The 21114-nt window shown below is 71.2% G+C and carries 16 protein-coding genes; 4 read left to right on the plus strand and 12 right to left on the minus strand.

Annotation, left to right across the window (positions count from 1 at the left end; genetic code table 11):
• Positions 1-134: 134 nt before the first annotated feature.
• Positions 135-2249 (plus strand): prolyl oligopeptidase family serine peptidase, encoded by a 2115-nt coding sequence (locus IFU40_RS09745; RefSeq protein WP_191926193.1) that lies wholly within the window; start codon positions 135-137, stop codon positions 2247-2249.
• A gap of 386 nt (positions 2250-2635) precedes the next feature.
• On the plus strand, positions 2636-3529 hold the full coding sequence (locus IFU40_RS09750; RefSeq protein WP_191926194.1) for a hypothetical protein: 894 nt from the start codon (positions 2636-2638) through the stop codon (positions 3527-3529).
• 239 nt (positions 3530-3768) lie between these two features.
• Here IFU40_RS09750 and IFU40_RS09755 read toward each other — a convergent pair whose 3' ends face one another.
• From IFU40_RS09755 to IFU40_RS09765, 3 genes are all read right to left on the minus strand, one after another.
• Positions 3769-4797, minus strand: coding sequence for a 6-phosphofructokinase (locus IFU40_RS09755; protein WP_055834994.1), 1029 nt, complete (start codon positions 4795-4797; stop codon positions 3769-3771).
• A 156-nt stretch (positions 4798-4953) separates the two neighbouring features.
• Positions 4954-7113 carry a DEAD/DEAH box helicase gene (locus tag IFU40_RS09760; RefSeq protein ID WP_070408250.1) on the minus strand — a complete coding sequence of 720 codons (2160 nt, stop codon included), beginning with the start codon at positions 7111-7113 and terminating at the stop codon, positions 4954-4956.
• 276 nt (positions 7114-7389) lie between these two features.
• Positions 7390-9894 carry a heavy metal translocating P-type ATPase gene (locus IFU40_RS09765; RefSeq protein WP_191926195.1) on the minus strand — a complete coding sequence of 835 codons (2505 nt, stop codon included), beginning with the start codon at positions 9892-9894 and terminating at the stop codon, positions 7390-7392.
• Between the two features lie 199 nt (positions 9895-10093).
• Here IFU40_RS09765 and IFU40_RS09770 point away from each other — a divergent pair, with 199 nt between their 5' ends.
• Positions 10094-11461 carry an MFS transporter gene (locus IFU40_RS09770; RefSeq protein WP_191926196.1) on the plus strand — a complete coding sequence of 456 codons (1368 nt, stop codon included), beginning with the start codon at positions 10094-10096 and terminating at the stop codon, positions 11459-11461.
• Positions 11462-11565: 104 nt separating this feature from the next.
• Here IFU40_RS09770 and IFU40_RS09775 read toward each other — a convergent pair whose 3' ends face one another.
• The 5 genes from IFU40_RS09775 to IFU40_RS09795 all read right to left on the minus strand — a co-directional run bounded on the left by IFU40_RS09775 (position 11566) and on the right by IFU40_RS09795 (position 14891).
• Positions 11566-12510 carry a bifunctional riboflavin kinase/FAD synthetase gene (locus IFU40_RS09775; protein ID WP_191926197.1) on the minus strand — a complete coding sequence of 315 codons (945 nt, stop codon included), beginning with the start codon at positions 12508-12510 and terminating at the stop codon, positions 11566-11568.
• Positions 12507-12926, minus strand: coding sequence for a hypothetical protein (locus tag IFU40_RS09780; protein WP_055936972.1), 420 nt, complete (start codon positions 12924-12926; stop codon positions 12507-12509). The genes IFU40_RS09775 and IFU40_RS09780 overlap by 4 nt, the downstream gene beginning before the upstream one ends.
• Positions 12927-13129: 203 nt before the next feature.
• Positions 13130-13498 (minus strand): hypothetical protein, encoded by a 369-nt coding sequence (locus tag IFU40_RS09785; protein ID WP_191926198.1) that lies wholly within the window; start codon positions 13496-13498, stop codon positions 13130-13132.
• Positions 13495-14388 carry a tRNA pseudouridine(55) synthase TruB gene (gene truB / locus IFU40_RS09790; RefSeq protein ID WP_070408255.1) on the minus strand — a complete coding sequence of 298 codons (894 nt, stop codon included), beginning with the start codon at positions 14386-14388 and terminating at the stop codon, positions 13495-13497. The genes IFU40_RS09785 and truB overlap by 4 nt, the downstream gene beginning before the upstream one ends.
• Positions 14388-14891, minus strand: a complete 504-nt coding sequence (locus IFU40_RS09795; RefSeq protein WP_191926199.1) for a hypothetical protein — start codon at positions 14889-14891, stop codon at positions 14388-14390. Before IFU40_RS09795 ends, truB begins: the two co-directional genes overlap by 1 nt.
• A 194-nt stretch (positions 14892-15085) precedes the next feature.
• Between IFU40_RS09795 and IFU40_RS09800 the strand changes: the two genes are divergently transcribed.
• Entirely contained in the window at positions 15086-15964 is an 879-nt protein-coding gene (locus IFU40_RS09800) for an A/G-specific adenine glycosylase (protein WP_191926200.1), read from the plus strand.
• Positions 15965-16055: 91 nt separating this feature from the next.
• On the opposite strand, the gene rbfA is transcribed toward IFU40_RS09800, so the two are convergent.
• From rbfA to nusA, 4 genes are all read right to left on the minus strand, one after another.
• Positions 16056-16556 (minus strand): 30S ribosome-binding factor RbfA, encoded by a 501-nt coding sequence (gene rbfA, locus IFU40_RS09805; protein ID WP_191926201.1) that lies wholly within the window; start codon positions 16554-16556, stop codon positions 16056-16058.
• Between the two features lie 217 nt (positions 16557-16773).
• Positions 16774-19587: a translation initiation factor IF-2 gene (gene infB, locus IFU40_RS09810; RefSeq protein WP_181015974.1), complete on the minus strand. Its 2814-nt coding sequence runs from the start codon at positions 19585-19587 to the stop codon at positions 16774-16776.
• 93 nt (positions 19588-19680) lie between these two features.
• Positions 19681-19932, minus strand: a complete 252-nt coding sequence (locus IFU40_RS09815; protein WP_082509308.1) for a YlxR family protein — start codon at positions 19930-19932, stop codon at positions 19681-19683.
• Positions 19933-19965: 33 nt separating this feature from the next.
• On the minus strand, positions 19966-20955 hold the full coding sequence (gene nusA, locus IFU40_RS09820; protein ID WP_055834956.1) for a transcription termination factor NusA: 990 nt from the start codon (positions 20953-20955) through the stop codon (positions 19966-19968).
• Positions 20956-21114: the final 159 nt, after the last annotated feature.

Genomic DNA, 21114 nt, shown 5'->3' on the forward strand with positions numbered 1-21114 from the left:
TTCACCTGGAGTTCGACACCCGTTCACCGGGGTCGCGTCCACATCCTGTCATCGGGGACCCCGGGGGTCAAACGCGCGCGGCTCGCTGAGCGTTCTCCGAAGCCCGCGTCGGAGGAGCGCACTACCGTGGAACGGTGACCGACCTCGACCCTCAGCCCACCCCACCCGTCGCCGCCCGCCGGCCCGTCTCGCGCTCGCACCACGGCGACACCTTCGACGACCCGTACGAGTGGTTGCGCGCGAAAGACGACGCCGAGGTCGTCGGGCACCTCGAGGCCGAGAACGCCTACACGACGGCCCGCACCGGGCACCTCGCGGGCCTGCGCGACACGATCTTCGGCGAGATCAAGGGCCGCACCCTCGAAACCGACCTCTCGGTCCCCGCGCGCCGCGGCGACTGGTGGTACTACGGCCGCACCGTCGCGGGCGCGCAGTACGGCATCCAGTGCCGGGCGCCCCTGGACTCCCCCGACGACTGGACCCCGCCCACTCTCTCGCCCGGCACCCCCGTCGCCGGCGAGCAGGTGCTGTTCGACGGCAACGTCGAGGCCGAGGGCACCGACTTCTTCTCGCTCGGCAGCTTCGAGATCTCGAACGACGGCACCCGCATGCTCTACGGCGTCGACGTCGCCGGCGACGAGCGGTACACCGTGCGCGTACGCGACCTGACCACCGGCGAGACGCTGGCCGACGAGATCCCCGACACCTTCTCGGGGGCGACCTTCTCGCCCGACGGGCGCTTCATCGTCTACACGACCGTCGACGACGCCTGGCGTCCCGACACCGTGTGGCTGCACGAGATCGGCACCCCCGTGGATGCCGACGTGAAGCTGTTCCACGAGCCCGACGACCGCTACTGGGTCGGTGCCGACTTCACCCGCAGCGATCGCTTCCTCGTGATCGAGATGGGCTCCTCGATCACCTCCGAGGAATGGCTGCTCGACGCCGACGACCTCCGCGGCGAGCCCCGCGTGGTGTGGCCGCGACGCGAGGGCGTCGAGTACTCCTCGTCGCACGCCGTCGTCGACGGCGACGACGTGCTCTACGTGCTCCACAACGACGGCGCCCTCGATTTCGAACTCGTGCGGGTCTCGGCATCCGATCCCCAAGGCCCCCGCGAGACGGTGATCCCCCACCGCACCGGTCAGCGGCTGCTCGGCGTCGACACGTTCCGCGACTGGGGCGTGGTCGGCTACCGTCGCGACGGCCTCGCGCGCCTGGGGATGCTGTCGTACGCCGATGGCGCGGTGACCGAGATCGCCTTCGACGAGCCGCTGTACAGCGTCGGCACCGGCGGCAACCCCGAGTACGCTCCCCCGGTCCTGCGGCTGGGCTACGGCTCGTTCGTCACCCCCGGAACCGTGTTCGACTACGTCGTCGCCACCGGCGAGCTGCTGCTGCGCAAGCGCCAGCCCGTGCTCGGGGGCTTCGACCCCGACGACTACGGTCAGGCACGGGTGTGGGCCCCCGCCGACGACGGCACGCAGGTGCCCGTGTCGCTGGTGTGGAAGCGCTCGTTCGGCGAGCCCGGTGCGGCTCCGCGTCCGGTGCACCTGTACGGCTACGGGTCGTACGAGCACTCCATCGAGCCCGGCTTCTCGGTGCCGCGTCTCTCGCTGCTCGACCGCGGCGTCGTCTTCGCCGTGGCGCACGTGCGCGGTGGCGGCGAGATGGGTCGGCAGTGGTATGAAGACGGCAAGATGCGCGCCAAGCGCAACACGTTCACCGACTTCGTCGCCGCCGCCCGTCACCTCGTCGATGCCGGGTACACCACGCCCGACCGCATCGTCGCCGAGGGCGGCAGCGCGGGCGGACTGCTCATGGGCGCCGTCGCCAACCTCGCGCCCGAGCTGTTCGCCGGCATCCTCGCCGATGTGCCCTTCGTCGACGCGTTGACGACCATCCTCGACCCCTCGCTCCCCCTCACCGTCATCGAGTGGGACGAGTGGGGAGACCCGCTGCACGACGCCGACGTCTACGCGTACATGAAGTCGTACTCGCCGTACGAGAACGTGCGCGAGGGCGTCGAGTACCCCCGCATCCTGGCGGTCACGTCGCTCAACGACACCCGCGTGCTGTACGTCGAGCCCGCCAAGTGGGTCGCGCGCCTGCGCGACGTGGGCGCCGACGCGCTGCTGAAGTGCGAGATGGTCGCCGGCCACGGCGGCGTCAGCGGCCGCTACAACGCCTGGCGCGAGCGCGCCTTCGAGATCGCGTGGCTGCTCGACGTGCTGGGCCTGGCGGAGTAGGCCGAGCCGCCGCGGGACGCCTCGGTGCTGGACGCCTCGTCGCTTCGTGCGGCGGGGCGTTCGGCGTTGTGGGCTGCAGGGCGTGTCCCACTTTGTGCGACTATCGCGCCTGAATCTCGCACGAAGTGGGACACGGGCTCACGGCGACCGCTCGCCGTCGACCGAGGCGGTGGCCGCCTGCCGTCGCCCCCGTGGGCATGTCCCAGTTTGTGCAGCTATCGCGCCTGAATCTCGCACGAAGTGGGACACGGGCTCACGGCGGCCGCTCACCGCCTGCTGATCACCGTCGGGCGGGGACGGTCCTCCCCGCGCGCCGATCCGCGCAACCATCCACAGAACGCCCCTCGTACTCGTGACCGCAGTCGCGGTGCCTGCATCCTCGAGTGATGGTCGACGATCCGCTGATCTTCTCCGTCCGCGATGCCGTGGCGTCGGGGCGCTCGCGCTTCGCTCTGCGCCACGTCGGCATGCGGATGCCGTACCGCGGCGTTCGTTCCATCGCTGCGCCTGCGCCTCCCGACGATCTGCGCGCCCGCGCCGCCGAGTACGCGCCGCGCCTTCGCGACGGACAGTTCTTCAGCCACGAAACCGCGCTGGGGTTGCTCGGCGTTCCGTTGCCTCCGTTTCCCTGGCATCCCGGCATCCATGTGTCGGCGCATCGCCCGAAACGCGAGCCGCGCATCGGCGGCGTCCGCGGCCATCGACTTCAGACGCGCGACGCGGCCACCGCGCACACACCGGAGGGCTGGCCCGTCGAGGACCCCGTCAGGGCATGGCGACAGTGCGCGACTCTCTGGCGCATCGACGACCTCGTCGCAGCGGCCGACTTCCTGCTCACCGAACTGCGCCCGCGGGTCGATGCCGATGACCTTCGCGCCGAGATCGCCCGCATGGGCGATAGCGAGGGTAAGGCGCTCGCCCGCGCGCTCGCGCTCAGCCGTCACGGACCGCGTTCGGCGGCCGAAACCCGCCTTCGCCTGGTGCTCGTGCGCAACGGTCTGCCCGAGCCGGAGATCTCCTGGATGCTGCGCGATACCGAAGGCCGCTTCGTCGCCGAGCTCGACCTGGCCTATCCCCAGTGGAAGGTCGGCGCCGAGTATGACGGCCGCGTCCACGCCGAAGACATGCGGCAGTTCGCACGGGATGCCGATCGATGGGACGCCATCCGAGCCTGCGGCTGGGAGCACGTGCGCATCCTCTTCCACCACATGCGGTCCGACGGTGCTCCGGCGGTTCAAAAGGTACGGGAGGCGCTCGAACGCGCGGGCTGGCGTGAGTGACAGCTCGCATGTCCCACTTCGTGCAGGTTTCCTCCGCCTCAACTGCACAAAGTGGGACATGGCCGGTAGGCGGCCAGATCACCGTCTCCGCAGATCGTGAGGCGTGTCGCCTCGCGACGGGCATGTCCCACTTCGAGCAGGAAGGCGACCGTAAAGCTGCACGAAGTGGGACACGCGCCTCGACGAAACGCAGTCGCCCCGCCCCGCGCGAGCGGGACGGGGCGACGAACGAGCGCGGCTCAACCGAACAGCGCGGCGGCCTCTTCGTAGCGGTACAGGGGCACGCTGTTCAGCTCGCCGAGGGCGTCGGCGAACGGCACGCGCACGATGTCGGTGCCGCGCATCGCGACCATCTGACCCCAGGCGCCTTCGTTCAGCGCGTCGGCGGCGTGCAGGCCGAGGCGCGTCGCGAGAACGCGGTCGAAGCCCGACGGCGAGCCACCGCGCTGGATGTGGCCGAGCACCGTGGAGCGGGTCTCGATGCCGGTGAGGCGCTCGATCTCGGGCGCGAGCAGCTCGCCGATCCCGCCGAGGCGGGGACGGTTGAAGGCGTCGAGGCCCTTGTCGCTGAACGCTTCGTCCATGCCGGTGAGCTTGAAGCCCTCCGACACGACGACCAGCGGCGCGCGGCCGCGGTCGTGGGCGCGGGTGACCTGCTCGACGATCTCGTCGATCGACATCGGCACCTCGGGGATGCAGATGACGTGCGCGCCCGCGGCGATACCCGCGTGCAGCGCGATCCAGCCGACGTGGCGACCCATGACCTCGGCCACCATGCAGCGCTGGTGCGAGTCGCCGGTCGTGCGCAGGCGGTCCATGGCATCCGTCGCGATGTTCACGGCGGTGTCGAAGCCGAACGAGTAGTCGGTCGCGCGCAGGTCGTTGTCGATCGTCTTGGGGACGCCGAGCACGTTGATGCCGTCCTTCGACAGGCGGTCGGCCGCCGCGAGCGTGCCCTCGCCGCCGATGGCCAGGATGCCGTCGATGCGGTGCCCGTACATGGTCTTCGAGATGTTCTCGGCGCCACCGCGCGCGCCCTCGTAGGGGTTGGTGCGGCTGGTGCCGAGGATGGTGCCGCCGACCTTGGACAGCCCCTTCACCTCGTGACGCGTCAGGGGGAAGAAGTCGCCGTCGACGACGCCGCGCCACCCGTCTCGGATGCCGACGAATTCGATGTCGTAGTTGGTCGTGCCTTTGAGCACGACGCCACGGATGACCGCGTTCAGCCCGGGGCAGTCGCCGCCGCTGGTCAGGATGCCGATCTTCATGGGCAGAGTCCTCAAGTGCTGTGGTTCGGGTGGAGGTCGGCGCCGTTGCCGTCTCCGACCCTATCGCCGCAGACGGGAGCGGTGCCACACGGCGGGGGCGCCGCCGCGCACGAACGCCCCGAGGCCGAAGCCCCGGGGCGTGCGAGAAGCGACGGCTCAGGCCGCGCCGAGCGCCTGACGCAGCAGGTGCATGAGCGCCGAGAGCTGCACGGAATCGCTGGAGCCGGCCTCGACCGACTGCCCGTCGAGGGCGCGCTGGGCGAGTCCCTCCTTCGAGTCGATGAGCTCGGCGATCTTCGTGTCGATCGTGTGCGCGGCGATGATGCGCCACGCGGTCACGGGCTCGCCCTGACCGATGCGGTGCACGCGGTCGATCGCCTGCGTCTGCTCGGCCGCGGTCCACGACAGCTCCGCGAGCACGACGTTCGACGCCGCCTGCATGTTCAGCCCCACGCCGGCGGCGGTGAGCGAACACACCGCGATGCCGACGCTCGGGTCGGTGTTGAAGGCGTCGATCGCGGCCTGGCGGGCCGTCGACGTCTGCTCTCCGCGCACCGACACGGCTTTGAGCCCGGATGCCTTGAAGTGGGCCTCGGCGGCATCCATCACGTCGATGTGCTTGGCGAAAAACACCACCTTGCCCACCGAGCGCTGCAGCTGGACGGCGTAGTCGGCCGCGAGGTGCGCCTTGGCCTGACCGATGCGGCGGACCATCGTGAAGACGTTCTCGCTGCCGGAACCGGCGGCCTTGGCCTCTTCGAGCTCGCCGTGGGCGACGAGGCGCACGATGTCGTCGTCGATCTCGCCGGCGGCGAGTCCGCGATCGCCGCGGGCCTCGATGATGCGGCGGTACTTCGCCGCGAGGCGGGCACCGAGCTCGCGCTCGGCCTGGCGGATCGAGCGACCGAATTCGTCGTCGAGCTCGACGGGCAGATCGGCCACGAGCTTGTCGGGCAGGTCGGCGGCGACGTCTTTCTTCTTGCGCCGCACGATGCCCATCGAGATGACGGCCTCACGCGCTTCGGGGTAGAACGCCTTGTCGGCGGGCGTCAGGCCCGTGGCATCCAGCTTCTCCATGAGCTCGGGACCGGGCTTCTCGCCGTTGGTCCAGCCGAGGAACCGCCAGATCGCGTCGAAGTCCTCGACGTCGTTGATCAGCGGCGTACCCGTGAGGGCGAGCATGAGCGGGTCCCGCGTCTGCTGACGGACGCGCGAGGCCAGGGCCAGCACGTTCTGCGAGCGCTGCGACGTGAGGTTCTTGATGAAGTGCGCCTCGTCGACGACGATGCCCTTCAGGCCGATCGACGACAGCCACGACAGGTGACGGTCGAGGATCTCGTAGTTGACGATGAAGACGTCGGCGAAGGCGTCGATGTCGGCTCCACCGCCCGAGATGACGGTGGCCCGACGCTGCGGAGTCCAGCGCTGCACCTCGCGGGCCCAGTTCATCTTGACGACGTTGGGCACCACGACGAGCAGCGGGTACGCGTCGGCCACCGAGGCCGCGAGCACCGACTCGGCCGTCTTGCCGAGGCCGGGCTCGTCGGCGAGCAGGAAGGAGCGGTGCCCCTCGCGCACGGCCTCGAGGAAGCGCGACTGGTGCGGCATGACCTCGAGTCCGCGCGGCGAGAGCCGGTCGAACTCGGGCACGGGCGGCAGCTCCATGCTGGCGGCCGAGCCACCGGCGCCGATCTCGAACGCCTTGTACAGCGGGCCCATGAGCTCCCAGCCGTCGAGGCGGCGCCGCGGGGCGTCACCGGTCGCGCGGGGGGTGAGGTCGGGGGCGAGGAACGGGTTCGCCATCTGGCGCGCCTCGATGGATGCCGGCACGACCTGCTTCTCGGCGAGAGCCGCCGAGACCATCGGCGTCACCTGCGGGGCGGTGTCGGTGATGATCAGCTCGTCGGGCGGCAGCTCGGCGCCCGACTCGATCAGCCAGTCGCGGCGCATGCGCCGGGCGACGGGCGAGGTGGTCTGGTCGACCTCGAGCAGCTGGATCAGCGAGGTGTCGCGCGCGGCGGTCTTGGCGAGGATCGTCGCCACACCGTCGAGCCGCTTGAGCAGCTCGGCGCGCGCGGCGTCGGTGATCTCGGTGTCGGCCTTGACCCGGGCGCGCTCTTCGCGCACCAGGAACGCGATGACCTGGAACTTGATGCGATTGGTCGGCCCCAGCTTTCCGCGCTGGGCCTTGGCCTCGATCTCGCGCACCTTGCGGGCGAGGATCGGGATGACGGGGGCTTCTTCGTCGCGTCGGGATGACGTGGTCTTCCTGCGCCGCTGGCTCGAGCCTCGGGCGGCGGTTGCCGTGGTCGGCATGCTCCTCCTGAGCGTGTCGTCCGGATGACAGTCCGGAGCGTCCGGCGAATGCCGGTGGATCAGTGACCCCGGGAATCGTCGCGCGAACCGCCGCCGAAGAGGCGGTGTCGGCGACCCGCAACGCGTCTACGGCCGGAACGGCTCGCGAGAAAGCGGATGACGAGGTCATCGATATTCTAGCGGTCCCGACCGCCTCCTCGCGTGAGGTGCCGATATTCGTCGCCTCGGAGCCCGCTGAAGCGACGAATATGGGCACCCCACGCGAGTGGCCTCGGCTCAGGACGCGCGGCGCAGGCGCAGGCTGTTGAGCACCACGAAGACGCTCGAAAACGCCATCGCCGCCCCGGCGACCATGGGGTTGAGCAGTCCGAGCGCGGCGAGCGGCAGAGCGGCGACGTTGTACGCGAACGCCCAGAACAGGTTGCCGCGGATCACGCGCATCGTGCGACGGCTGAGCGCGACGGCGGTGACGATCCCGCGCGGGTCGTCGCGCATGAGGGCGACGTCGCTGGCGTGCAGCGCGGCATCCGTTCCCCCGCCCATCGCGATCCCCAGATCGGCAGATGCCAGGGCGGCGGCGTCGTTGACCCCGTCACCGACCATGGCGACGGTGCGTCCCTCGGCCTTCAGCGCCGCGATCTCGGCGACCTTGCCCTCGGGAAGCACCCCGGCGCGGACGCGCTCGATGCCGAGTTCCGCGGCGACCGCGCGCGCGATGTGCGGGTTGTCGCCGGTGAGAAGTACCGGTTCCAGACCCATCCGGCGCAACTCGGCGACGGCCTCGGCGCTCTCGGGGCGCACGGTGTCGGCGACCTCGATCACGGCGCGGGCGTGCACGACGCCCAGATCGTCGGGCCATCCGGCCACGATCACCGTTCCGCGCTGCTCGCCCGCCTCGACCGCCGCGGCGAGCGCCGGCGGCAGCGCGGCACCGAGGTCGGTAGCCAGCGCGGGACGCCCGGCGAACACGCGCACCCCGTCGACGACGCCGACGATCCCCCGACCGGGGAGCGCCTCGAGGTCGCCGGCGACGGGTCCGTCACCGGCGGCCGCCACGATCGCGTGGGCGACGGGGTGCTCCGACCCGCGCTCGACCGCCGCGATGCGCCGCAGGGCCTCGGCGGCATCCCCTCCGTCGACGACCGTGACGGTCGTGACGCTCATGCGGCCCGAGGTCAGGGTGCCGGTCTTGTCGAGAACGATCGTGTCGATGCGCTCGGCCGATTCCAGTGCCGCCGGACCCGTCACCAGGATGCCGAGCTGCGCGCCCCTCCCCGTGCCGACGAGGATGGCGATCGGGGTCGCCAGACCCAGCGCGCACGGGCAGGCGATGATGAGCACGGCCACGGCCGCGGTGAATCCGGCGGCGACCGGCTGGCCGGCGACGAGCCACGCCACGAGGGTGAGCACCGCGAGCACGATGACCACGGGCACGAAGACGCCCGAGATGCGGTCGGCGAGGCGCTGCACGCGGCTCTTGCCGAGCTGGGCGTCTTCGACGAGGCGCGCGATGCGGGCGAGGCGCGTCTGCTCGCCGACACCCGTCGCGCGGACGACCAGGCGACCGCCCGCCGCGATCGTGCCGCCGGTGACCCGCGACCCGGGCCCGACCTCGACGGGAACCGACTCGCCGGTCAGCATGCTCTCGTCGACCGAGGCGCGCCCCTCGAGCACCTCGCCGTCGGTGGCGACGGTGGCGCCCGGGCGCACGACGAACTCGTCGCCCACGGCGAGCGCGTCGACGTCGATGCGGCGACCGTCGGCCAGCTCGGCCTCACGGGCACCCAGGTCGAGCAGAGCGCGGAGCGCCGCCCCGGCGCGACGCGTCGATCGCTGCTCGATCACGCGACCCAGCAGCAGGAACACCGTCACGGCCGCGGCGACTTCGAAGTAGACGACCGAGGTGGAGTCGTGCACGGGACCGAACAGCATCACCTCGTGCCGGATGCCGATGCGCCCGGCCGTCCCGAACACGAGCGCCCACACGCTCCACAGGTAGGCCGCGAACGTGCCGAGGGTGATGAGCGTGTCCATCGTCGCCGCGCCGTGGCGCGCGTTGCGCAGGGTCGCGCGGTGGAAGGGCCACCCGCCCCAGAGCACGATCGGCGTGGCAAGCACGAGCGAGACCCACTGCCAGGCGGGGAACTGCCACGCGGGCACCATTCCGAGGGCGACGACCGGAACCGCCAGGCCGAGCGAGACCCAGAGGCGCACGCGCAGGGGCGTGGTGCCGGCGGCGTCGGCGTGGTCGTGGGCGTGAGCGCCGGGGGCGCCGTGATCGTGAGCATCGGGGCCGGCGGAGGCATCGGGGCCAGCGTGGTCGTGAGCGTCGGGGCCGACGGTGGCGGCGTCGCGGGCGGTCTCGACTCCGGCAGGGGTCGACGCCGCGTGACCGTGCGGCGCGACGATGTCCCGACCGGTGACGGCGTCGATCTCTCCCCCCGGGGCGGGCACGGCAATCGCCGCAACGGGGGCGGTCGCTGCCGTCACGACGGGGGTGGGCGCCGCCCCCGCCACAGGGGCCGGTGCTGCCGTCGCGCCGCGCGTGCGCACCCGGGCGTCGTACCCGGCCGCCCGCACGGCGTCGACCAGCGCGGCGGGGTCGAGCTCGGCCGGGTAGCTCACGCGCGCCGTCTCGGTCGCGAGGTTCACCGCCGCCTCGACGCCGTCGACGCGGCGCAGGCGCTTCTCGACGCGTGCCACGCAGCTCGCGCACGTCATGCCGTCGATGTCGAGCACCGCTTCGGCGGTGGGTGCGGTGGCATCCGTGTTCTCGCGCATGGCTCCTCCTCGTGTCCCCCGGGATAACAGGATACCCCCTGGGGGTATTCCGCGGGGTCGCTCAGACACGATGCGGCAGTTCGCCCCGCACCCCGAGCCCACCCGCAGACGGGCACTCCCACACGAGGCTCCTTCCCCCGGCCGCCCGCCACGCGGCCGAACCGGACCCGCCCCGGCCGCGCGACCCTACGCTGGAGCCATGGCCGAGCCGATGACACGCGAGCAGCGCACCGTTCTCGCGATCGCGGTCCTGGCCTCGTTCGTGTCGTTCCTGGACGGAACGGTCGTCAACGTCGCCCTCCCCGCCATCGCCGGTGAGCTGGGCGGGGGCTTGTCGACCCAGCAATGGGTGGTCGACGCGTACCTGGTGACCCTCGGCGCGTTCATCCTCGTCGCGGGTTCGCTCAGTGACGTCTTCGGCCGCGTCGTCGTGCTGCGCGTCGGCCTGATCGGCTTCGGCATCACGTCGGTGGCGATCGCCGCGGCTCCCACGGCCGAGTTCCTCATCGTGGCGCGGGCCTTGCAGGGCGTGGCGGGGGCCCTGCTCGTGCCGAGCTCTCTCGCCCTCATCACCTCGACCTTCCGCGGACCCGCGCAGTCCCGCGCGATCGGCATCTGGACCGGGGCCACCACCGTCGCCATGATCGCGGGTCCCCTGATCGGCGGCGTCTTCGTCGACACCCTGTCGTGGCGCCTGGTGTTCCTGGTCAACGTGCTGCCGATCGCGGTGACGATGTGGCTGCTCACCCGTCTGGGCCGGCGGGACCATCGTCGCCCCGGCGCCCGCGTTGACATCCTCGGCGCGGTGCTCTGCGCAACGGGTCTCGGCGGGGTCGTCTTCGCCCTCATCGAACAGCCGAACCTCGGGTGGACCTCACCGGTGATCTGGATGCCGGGGGTGATCGGCGCCGCAGCCTTCGTCGGCTTCCTCGTGCGTCAGCGCGTGGCGCGCGATCCGATGATGCCGCTCGATCTGTTCCGCGCCCGCAACTTCTGGGCCGGGAACCTCGCCACCGCGTTCGTGTACGCGGCCCTATCGCTGAACGGCTTCGTCGTGAGCGTCTACCTGCAGCAGGGCGCGGGCCTGCCCGCCACGCTCGCGGGTCTCGCGTCGCTGCCGAGCACGCTGCTCATGATCGCGCTGAGTTCCCGGATGGGCGCTCTCGCCGGACGCTTCGGACCGCGCCTGTTCATGACCCTGGGCCCGCTCGCGATGGCCGCCGGCTCGCTGCTGCTGCTCACCGTGGGCGAGGACTTCGACTACTGGACGCAGGTGCTGCCCGGGATCGTCGTGTTCGGCCTGGGGCTGACCGCCACGATCTCGCCCCTCACCGCCGCCGTGCTCGGCGCGATCAACACCGAGCGCTCGGGCATCGCCTCGGCGGTCAACAACGCCGTGTCCCGCGTCGCCGGTCTCCTCGCCATCGCGGGCGTGTCGGCGGTGGTGGGCGGCGCGCTCGATCTCGGCGGCTTCCACCGGGCGGCCGTCGTCACCGCCGCACTGATGGTGCTGGGCGCCACGGCCGCGTTCCTCGGCATCCGCAATCACCTGTCGCGACAGGACTGACGGCCGGATCCGCTCGGTTGTGGGTGGCCGCGCGGCCCTACCCCACACCCCGGGGCCACACCCGGCGCTCACGTCCGCAGCGCGCCGCCCCGACCCCGGCCGCCTCACGCGAGGATCGCGCGCGTCCGTTCCACGTCGTCGGCCATCTGCACGAGCAGCGCGTCGATGCCGTCGAACGCCGTCATCTCGCGCACCCGCTCGACGAACCGCACCTCGACGTGGTGTCCGTAGAGGTCGAGGTCGGTTTCGTCGAGCACGTACGCCTCGACCTGGCGGGAGTGCACGTCGTCGAACGTCGGGTTGGTGCCGACGCTGATCGCGGCGGGGTAGCTGATGCGCCGGCCGCCCTCGACATCGACGAGCCATCCGGCGTAGACGCCGTCGGCGGGCACGAAGCCCTCGAGGTCGCTCGACAGGTTGGCCGTCGGATACCCCAGCTCGCGCCCGCGCTTCAGGCCGTGCACGACCTCGCCCCAGACCGACGGCGCACGGCCGAGCAGTCGAGCCGCGGTGGTCACGTCTCCGGCCGACAGCGCCTCGCGGATCCAGGTCGACGACACCCGTCGGTCGGCGTGCACCGCGCGCACGTCGTCCACGACGTCGACGCGGAAGCCGTACTCACCCCCCAGGCGCGTGAGCAGTGCGGGGTCGCCCGCTCCCCCGGCGCCGAAGCGGAAGTCGCTGCCGACCAGCACCGTCCGCGCTTGCAGGGCGTCCACGATGATGCGGCGGACGAACTCCTCGGCGGGAAGGGCGGCGAGCGCCTCGTCGAAGGTCAGCAGCAGGGTGGCATCCACCCCCGCGCGCTCGAGCAGCTCGAGCTTCTGGTGCGGACCGATCACGTCGGTCGGGCACAGATCGGGTCGCAGCACGCGGAGCGGGTTGCGGTCGAAGGTGACGGCGACGACGCGGGCGCCGTCGGACGCATCGACCCGCGCGCGATCGATGACGGCCCGGTGCCCGGTGTGGACGCCGTCGAACTTGCCGATCGCGACGACCGAGGGGCCGAACCCCGCCGGCACCTCCGCCGGATCGCGGAAGACGATCACGGTGCCATCCGGCGGTGGCGCGTGAGCCACCACAGGCCGAGGAAGGGCAGGACGAGCGGGATGAAGAGGTACCCGTAGCCGTACACCGACCACACCGTCGGGTGCTGGAACAGCGCCGGCAGCACGAGGCTGAGCGTCCCGACGACGAGCACGCCGACGAGCTCGAAGCCGATCGCGATCCAGGCGACGCGGTACCACGCGGGCCGCGCCGAGAAGATGAGGGCGAGGGTGGCGAGGATGTACACGACCGCGGCGAGCGCCGACAGCGAGTACGCCAGCGGGGCGTCGTCGAACTCGCGCACGATCTGCACGAACGATCGGCCCGTGGCGGCGAGCGCCATGATGCCGTAGACGACGACGAGGACACGGCCGATGCCGGTCATCCCCCGGGAGCGGGTGGGAGTGGTGGATGCCATGACCCCACGATTCTAGTTCGCTCGCGCCGCCGTCGAGCGGCGCTCCCCCGCCGCGGCCTGCTCGAGCCCGTCGAGGGGTCGCGCCGCACGGCTCCGCCGCCGGCATGGATGCGCTCCGCGCGAGGTCGCCGAGCCCGTCGGGCACCCTGATGGCGCGATGCCTGGTGCGCGCGGCGGCTCGGCCGGATCGTCGGCCAAGGCGCTCAGGCGATCTGCACCGTCCAGATGACGTGCATGCGCCACACCATGACCGCGACGGCGAGGGCGGCGACGCCCATGATCACCGTGCTCCAGCGGCTGCGCTCGATGAGCGCCCACGCGGCGCCGGCCACGGGGACGAGAGCCGCCGACACGAGGTAGGTCCAGAACTCGAGCAGACTGCCCGACGGCGGGTTTCCCGCGAACGGCGCGATGATCGCGACGACGATCTGCACGATGAGCAGCAGCTCGATGAGGGCGAGGGAGCCGACCGTGACGTCTCCCGGGCGGCGACCGGCGAGCCCCGCCACGACGGCGACGAGGCCGGCGAGCACGGCGATGCCGACCTGCGCGAGGGTGAACCACAGGATCATCGGGCGGCCTCCGTCGGCATGTTCATGACGCTCTTCAGCTGCGCGCCGCGCTTCTCGACGACGCCGATCAGCTCTCCGTCGGGGTCGATGGCCGCGGCCACGGCTCCGGTGAGGCGCCCGCCGCCGTCGATGCGCTTGCCGTGTCGCAGGTCGCGGGCCTCGTCGGCGCCCACGGCCAAAGCCCCCATGACGACGGCCGCGGCGGTCGCGGGGGGCACGAGCTCGTTCTCGGCGATGTCGTCGACGGGTGCCGCGACGGCGACGTCGAAGGAGCCGATCCGCGTGCGGCGCAGCATCGTCAGGTGCCCGCCCACCCCGAGGGCCGCACCCAGGTCGCGGGCGAGGGCGCGGATGTAGGTCCCGCTGGAGCAGTCGACGACGACGTCGAGCTCGATCGTCGCCTCACCCCGGCGGGTCTCTCGAACGGCGAAGCGCGACACCGTCACGCGCCGGGCCTTCAGCACGACCTCTTCCCCCGCGCGGGCCAGGTCGTAGGCGCGGCGCCCGTCGACCTTGATGGCCGACACCGTGCTCGGTACCTGCTCGATCTCGCCGGTCAGGTCGGCGATGCCCGCGGCGATGGCCGCGTCGGTCACGGCGGCCAGGGCCGTGGCATCCGCTCGGGCCGTCTCGATCCCGTCGGCGTCGTCGCTGTCGGTGGCGACACCCAGCAGGATGGTGGCCTCATAGGTCTTGTCGGCGCCCACGATGTAGGTCAGCAGGCGCGTCGCCCCCTCGACGCCCAGCACGAGAAGGCCGGTCGCCATCGGGTCGAGGGTGCCGGCGTGCCCGATCTTGCGGGTGCCGAGCGCCTTGCGCGCCCGCGACACGACGTCATGGCTGGTGATGCCTCCCGGTTTGTCGACCAGGAGGATTCCGGGGCGCACCATCAGCAGAAGTCTCCGAAGACCTGCACGGGGTGGGCGGGGTCGGAGTTCTCGACGATGACGGATGCCGCAGCCTTCGGTCGCGCCGTGCGGAGGTAGTGCTTCTCGGCCTCGGGCAGTTCCGGACGGGGCGTGCCGATGGGCGGGTTGCTCTCGAGCCAGATCGAGAAGTTCCAGAGTCCGCGCACCTCGGAGGCGTGGAGGAAGCGTCCGGAGACGACGAGCACCGCGTCGGCGGGGGCGACCTCGCCCGGCCCGAACGACTCGCCCGCTCGGAAGGGCGCGATCAGGCGCTCACGGGCGCGCGGCGCCCCATCGGCGAGGCCGACGCGGAAGATCGCCGTGCCCTCCTCGTCGACAGCCGCCGCGAACGCATCGGCGAAGGCGCCCGCCGCCTCGGCGTCGAGCCCGTCGACGGCGACGACGACGCGCCCCGCGCGGTTGTTCTGCCGCATCAGATCGCGCAGGCTCCGCGGCAATTCGGGGGCGGTGTTCTCGGACGACATGCCTCCAGCCTACGGTCGACCACCGACATCGCACCCCCGCCCGAGGCTCTCACCCCCGGCGTATCCGGCCCGCGCGTGGCGAGAAACGCGGATCCTCCCGAGACACGGCGCGACACCGCGTGTCTCGGCACGATCGGCGTTTCTCGCGACCTCCCCGCACGCTCCGCCCGCCCGCGGCGTTCTAGGCTGAACGGATGCCCGCACTCGCCGCCCCGCTCATCGAGTGGTATCGCGACGCAGCGCGCGATCTTCCGTGGCGCCGCGAGGGGTTCGGCGCGTGGGGCACGCTCGTCAGCGAGTTCATGCTGCAGCAGACCCCGGTCGCACGGGTCATCCCCCACCTCGAAGCATGGCTCACCCGATGGCCGACGCCCTCGGACCTGGCCGCTGCTCCCCCGGCCGACGCCGTGACGCAGTGGGCCAATCTCGGCTACCCGCGGCGGGCCCTGTGGCTGCACCGCGCGGCGGTCGAGATCCGCGATCGTCATGACGGCGTGGTTCCGCGCGACGTCGACGCGTTGCTGGCCCTCACCGGTATCGGTGACTACACGGCGCGCGCGGTCGCGGTCTTCGCGTACGGGGATCGGCATCCGGTCGTCGACACGAACACGCGGCGCGTCCTCGCCCGAGCCGTCGAGGGGCGCGCGCAGCCGGGATCCCCGAACAAGGCCGACCTGGCGCGGATGGATGCCGAGCTGCCCCACGACATCGTCGAGTCGGCCATCGTCAACGCGGCGGCGATGGAGCTGGGCGCGATCGTGTGCACGGCTCGGTCACCGAGATGCGAGGTCTGCCCGCTGGCGGCGCAATGCGCCTGGCGCGCGGCTGGATACCCCGAGTCGGAGGACCGCCGCCGACGTCAGGCGAAGTACGAGGGCAGCGACCGGCAGGCGCGCGGCGCGGTGTTGAGGGTGCTGCGCGAGGCCGCCCCCGCGCCCGTCGCCCTGTTCGCCGTCGTCCCCGACTGGCCTGATGCCGTTCAGCGCGACCGCGCGATCGACTCGCTCATCGCCGACGGCCTCGCCGAGGCATCGGACGGCCTTCTGCACCTGCCGGGCCACCCGGCATCCTGAGTCCCGCCCGGGAGTTCGGCACGCGAGCGACACGAGAAACGGCCGGACACCAGCCCCGAGGGGCGGCGTCCGGCCGTGTCGTCGCGCGGGCTCAGGCCCGCGGTGCGTCTTCGTCGTCGGGGGCGTCGTCGTCGGCGTCCTCGTCAGTTCCGTCGAGCTCGTCGTCGGCGTCGTCTTCGCGCGGCTTGACGTACGGATCGGCGTCGCCGGCGTACGTGGCCGCGGCGGCGAGACCCGCGACCGACTGGTCGCGCTCGCGCGCTTCGCGCAGCAGCGCCGAGATGTGGTCGGCGTTCTCGGGAATGGCGTCGAGGATGAACTCCAGCGACGGGGTGAGGCGCGTGTTGAGGTTCTTTCCCACCTCGCTGCGCAGCAGTCCGGTCGCCGACTTCAACGCCGCCGCGGTGTCGTTGCGGTGCGCTTCGTCGCCCATGACGGTGTAGAACACCGACGCGTGCTGCAGGTCGCCCGTGACGCGTACGTCGGTGATCGTCACGAAACCGAGCCGCGGGTCGCGCAGCCCCTTCTCGAGACGTTCGGCGAGCACCACGCGGATCCGGTCCGCCACTCGTGCCTGTCGCTCTCCTGCCACTGCCTTCTCCTTTGTTTCACTACCGCCGCGAGTCGAGCGCCCCGTGGCTCATCCGCCGGGTGAGGTGGCGCCGTTCGCCGCTGCACCCAGCGTAGGCCGGAGGGGGTGTGCATTCTCCCGAGCATCGGGGTAGGGGCCCCGCTCTGCTCGGGGGAATGCACACCCCCGCAGGCCGAAGCGGGAGCCGCGCCGAACAGCGCGACCCCCGCCCCGTGGATCAGCCTCGCGGCTTCTCGATGAGTTCCGTCGTTTCGATCTCATCACCGATCTGGATGTCGTTGAACTTGCCGAGACCGATACCGGCCTCGAAGTCCGTACGCACCTCGGTGACGTCGTCCTTGAAGCGACGCAGCGATTCGATGGCCAGGCCGTCGGCCAGCACGACACCGTCGCGGATGACACGAGCCTTGGCGTTTCGCGTGATCGTTCCCGATCGCACGATGACACCGGCGATGTTGCCGAACTTCGAGGAGCGGAACACCTCGCGGATCTCGGCGACACCCGACTGCACTTCTTCGAACTCCGGCTTGAGCAGGCCCTTGAGCGACTGCTCGACATCGTCGATCGCGTTGTAGATGACCGAGTAGAACCGCACGTCGACACCCTCACGGGCGGCACGCTCGCGGGCCTTCGTGTCGGGACGGACGTTGAAGCCGATCACGATCGCGTTGTCGATCGTGGCCAGGTTGATGTCCGACTCGGTGATCGCCCCCACACCGCGGTGGATGATGCGCAGCTGGACGCTGTCGTCGACCTCGATCTTGAGCAGCGATTCCTCGAGCGCCTCGACGGCACCCGACACGTCACCCTTGATGATGAGGTTGAGCGACTCGACCTTGCCCTCTTCGAGAGCACGGGTGAAGTCTTCGAGCGAGATGCGCTTGCGGGCCTTGGCCAGCTGGGCGTTGCGCTCGGCGGCTTCACGCTTCTCAGCGATCTGACGCGCGGTGCGGTCTTCTTCGGTGACGATGAAGACGTCGCCGGCGCGGGGAACCGAGTTGAGGCCCTGCACCGAGACGGGACGCGAGGGGTAGGCCTCGTCGACCGCGTCGCCGTTCTCGTCCATCATCGCGCGAACGCGGCCGTAGGCCGTTCCGGCGACGATCGCGTCTCCGACGCGCAGCGTTCCCGACTGGATGAGCACCGTGGCGATCGAGCCGCGGCCCTTGTCGAGCCTCGCTTCGATCGCGACACCGCGGGCCGCCTTGTTCGGGTTGGCCGTGAGGTCCAGACCCGCGTCGGCGGTGAGCAGCACGGCATCCAGCAGAGCCTGGATGTTGAGGTTCTCGCGAGCCGACACGTCGACGAACATGACGTCTCCGCCGTACTCCTCGGCGACCAGACCGTACTCGGTGAGCTGCTGGCGCACCTTGGCCGGGTTGGCGTCGGGCTTGTCGACCTTGTTGACCGCGACCACGATCGGCACATTGGCCGCCTGGGCGTGGTTCAACGCCTCGACCGTCTGGGGCATGATGCCGTCGTCGGCCGCGACCACGAGGATCGCGATGTCGGTCACCTGCGCACCGCGGGCACGCATGGCGGTGAACGCCTCGTGACCCGGGGTGTCGATGAAGGTGATTGCGCGCTCGATTCCGTCGTGCTCGGTCCAGATCTGGTACGCACCGATGTGCTGCGTGATGCCGCCGGCCTCGCCCGCCACGACGTTGGTCTGGCGGATGGCGTCGAGCAGTCGCGTCTTACCGTGGTCGACGTGGCCCATGACGGTGACCACGGGAGGACGGATCTCGAGATCGTCCTCGCTCTCGGCTTCGAGTTCGCCGTCGAGGTCGAGACCGAAGCCCTCGAGGAGCTCTTTGTCCTCGTCCTCGGGCGAGACCATCTGGATCTTGTAGCCGAGCTCGGCGCCGAGAACCTCGAAGGTGGCCTCGTCGAGCGACTCGGTCGCGGTGGCCATCTCGCCCAGGTTGAACAGGATGGTCACGAGCGTGCCGGGCTGCACGTTGTAGCCGCGCAGGGCCTCGAGCTTGTCCGCGAAGTCGGAAATCGATGCGCCGCGACGAAGGCGGATGATCTCGCCGTTACCCTTCGAGACGTTGACGCCGCCGACGACCGGCGCCGACCGCATCTCGAATTCCTGCCGCTTCGCCCGACGCGACTTACGCTGCTTCGACTTGCCGCCGCCCTTACCGAAGGCACCTGCGGTACCACCGCCGGGACCACGGCCACGACCGCCACCACCGCCGGGACGACCGGCGAAACCGCCGCCGCCCGCACCGGGTGCGCCACCGGGACGCTGGAAGCCGCCACCGGCACCGCCGGGACGACCGGGGCCGCCGGGACGCTGCTGGAACGGGGCGCCCGGACGACCGGCACCGCCGGGACGACCGGCGCCGCCGGGACGGGGAGCGCCGGGACGCGGGGCACCGGGACGCGGAGCCTGCGGGCGCGGGATGTTGCCGGGCGTCGGGCGCTGGCCCATGCCCTGCGCCGACGCGAACGGGTTGTTGCCCGGACGGGGACCGGCGGGACGCTGGCCCATGCCCTGCGCCGACGCGAACGGGTTGTTGCCCGGACGCGCGCCACCCGGACGCGGGGGCGAGCTCGGGCCGGGCTTGGGGGCACCGGGGGTCGCCGACGACGACGCCTCGGCGTCACCGGACGCGGGAGCTGCGGGAGCGGGGGTCGCCGCGGCCGGGGCGGAGGCCTCGGGAGCGGATGCCGCGGGGGTCGCTGCCGCGGGAGCGGCCTCGGCCGGAGCCGGGGCGGCGGCGGGAGCTGCGGGCTTGGCGGGGCCCGGAGTCGGACCCGACGGGCGGGCGCCCGGGGTCGCTGCCGGACGAGCGGGGCCGGGACGGGCGCCGGGGCGCGCCGCAGCGGCGGCGGGCTTGGCATCCGAGGATCCGGAGGAGCTCTCGGCCGCGAGGGCGGCGCGGAGCTTACGAGCCACGGGGGGCTCGATGGTGGATGAGGGGCTCTTGACGAACTCGCCGAGCTCCTTCAGCTTCGCAAGCGCGACCTTGCTGTCGACGCCGAGCTCGGAAGCGATCTCGTGCACGCGTGGTTTTGCCACAATTCTCCTGTCTGAGGGCCTACCCCGGACAGGGCAGACCGTTACTTGCGGACGGGTCTCATTTCGAGCCGTTCACTTCGTGTCCATAGCCGTTCAGCCTTTTCGCTGGTGGTGTGATTCGAAGGTCTGCGTGTCAAGCGGGCTTGACACACGCAATGCTCGTACGAAGGCGCGACGCGCGAGAGCTTTTCTCACGCACGCGTCCGTCTCGTGCACCCACGCACCCCGGCCCGGCAGGACCGCCCGCTCGTCGGGGACGAGCTGAGATCCGTCGGCGACCACACGCAGAAGCGAGGATCGGGGGGCGCGTGCGCGGCATCCGACGCACGTTCGTACTGGTTCCATCGTACACCTCGCCGTCGCCGCAGCGACGGACGCTCAGTTGTCTTCGAGGATGCTGTCGGGCTGGATGTCGATCTTGGCGCCGGTCAGCTTGGCGGCCAGACGCGCGTTCTGCCCCTCTTTGCCGATCGCGAGCGACAGCTGGTAGTCGGGCACGAGCGCGCGGACGGCCTTGGTCGTGGCGTCGAGAACGAAGCTCGAGGTGACCTTGGCCGGCGACAGCGCGTTCGCGACGAAGCGCGGCAGCTCGGCGTCGTAGTCGATGATGTCGATCTTCTCGCCCGCGAGCTCTTCGGTGACGGCGCGCACGCGGCGGCCGAGCTCACCGATGCAAGCGCCCTTGGCGTTGACTGTCGGGTCGTTGGCCTTGACGGCGATCTTCGAGCGGTGACCGGCTTCGCGGGCCAGCGACACGATCTCGACCAGGCCCGCGGCGATCTCGGGCACCTCGAGGGCGAAGAGCTTGCGGACCAGGCCCGGGTGCGTGCGCGACACGGTGATCTGCGGCCCCTTGTTGCCCTTGGACACGCTCGTCACGTAGACGCGCAGACGCGAGCCGTGCGCGTAGGTCTCGCCGGGAACCTGCTCTTCGGGCGGGAGGATCGCCTCGACCGTTCCGAGGTCGACGTGCACCATGCGCGGGTTCGGGCCCTGCTGCACGACGCCGGCGACGATGTCGCCCTCTTTGCCGCGGAACTCCCCCAGCACCGCGTCGTCGGCGATGTCGCGCAGACGCTGGCTGATGACCTGCTTGGCGGCGAAGGCGGCGATGCGACCGAAGTCGTCGGAGGACTGCTCCTCTTCGCCGATGACGATGTCTTCGTCGTCGGTCACGGGCGTGAAGACGCCGACGTGTCCGGTCTTGCGATCGAGTTCGACGCGGGCGCCGGCGGGGATCTCGCCGGTGGGCGAGATGTGCTTGGCGTAGGCGGTCAGGATCGCCTGCTCGATGATGCGCGCGAGTTCATCGAAGGGGATCTCCTTCTCGCGTTCGATCGTCTTCAGAAGTGCGAGATCGATGTCCACAAGGGCCCTCCGTTATTCAGCTCTCGTCGACGCGACCGGCGCCGACAACCCCCCTACGATACCCGGGATGCCACCCGCCCCGCGACCCGGCGAGCGATTCGGCCGACGCCCGGGCTGCGCACGACTCCTGTGATCCGCCCGCCGCCTCCCCGCCGACAC

The organism is Microbacterium sp. CFBP 13617 (assembly GCF_014839445.1).
GTDB lineage: Bacteria > Actinomycetota > Actinomycetes > Actinomycetales > Microbacteriaceae > Microbacterium.

Bases quoted from the DNA above. Each gene is read 5' to 3' on its own strand.
- IFU40_RS09795 (WP_191926199.1), bottom strand. From the start codon at position 14,891: ATGTCGTCCGAGAACACCGCCCCCGAATTGCCGCGGAGCCTGCGCGAT.
- IFU40_RS09800 (WP_191926200.1), top strand. From the start codon at position 15,086: ATGCCCGCACTCGCCGCCCCGCTCATCGAGTGGTATCGCGACGCAGCG.
- IFU40_RS09755 (WP_055834994.1), bottom strand. From the start codon at position 4,797: ATGAAGATCGGCATCCTGACCAGCGGCGGCGACTGCCCCGGGCTGAAC.
- IFU40_RS09780 (WP_055936972.1), bottom strand. From the start codon at position 12,926: ATGGCATCCACCACTCCCACCCGCTCCCGGGGGATGACCGGCATCGGC.
- truB (WP_070408255.1), bottom strand. From the start codon at position 14,388: ATGGTGCGCCCCGGAATCCTCCTGGTCGACAAACCGGGAGGCATCACC.
- IFU40_RS09785 (WP_191926198.1), bottom strand. From the start codon at position 13,498: ATGATCCTGTGGTTCACCCTCGCGCAGGTCGGCATCGCCGTGCTCGCC.
- IFU40_RS09815 (WP_082509308.1), bottom strand. From the start codon at position 19,932: ATGGAACCAGTACGAACGTGCGTCGGATGCCGCGCACGCGCCCCCCGA.
- IFU40_RS09750 (WP_191926194.1), top strand. From the start codon at position 2,636: ATGGTCGACGATCCGCTGATCTTCTCCGTCCGCGATGCCGTGGCGTCG.
- IFU40_RS09760 (WP_070408250.1), bottom strand. From the start codon at position 7,113: ATGCCGACCACGGCAACCGCCGCCCGAGGCTCGAGCCAGCGGCGCAGG.
- IFU40_RS09765 (WP_191926195.1), bottom strand. From the start codon at position 9,894: ATGCGCGAGAACACGGATGCCACCGCACCCACCGCCGAAGCGGTGCTC.
- IFU40_RS09770 (WP_191926196.1), top strand. From the start codon at position 10,094: ATGGCCGAGCCGATGACACGCGAGCAGCGCACCGTTCTCGCGATCGCG.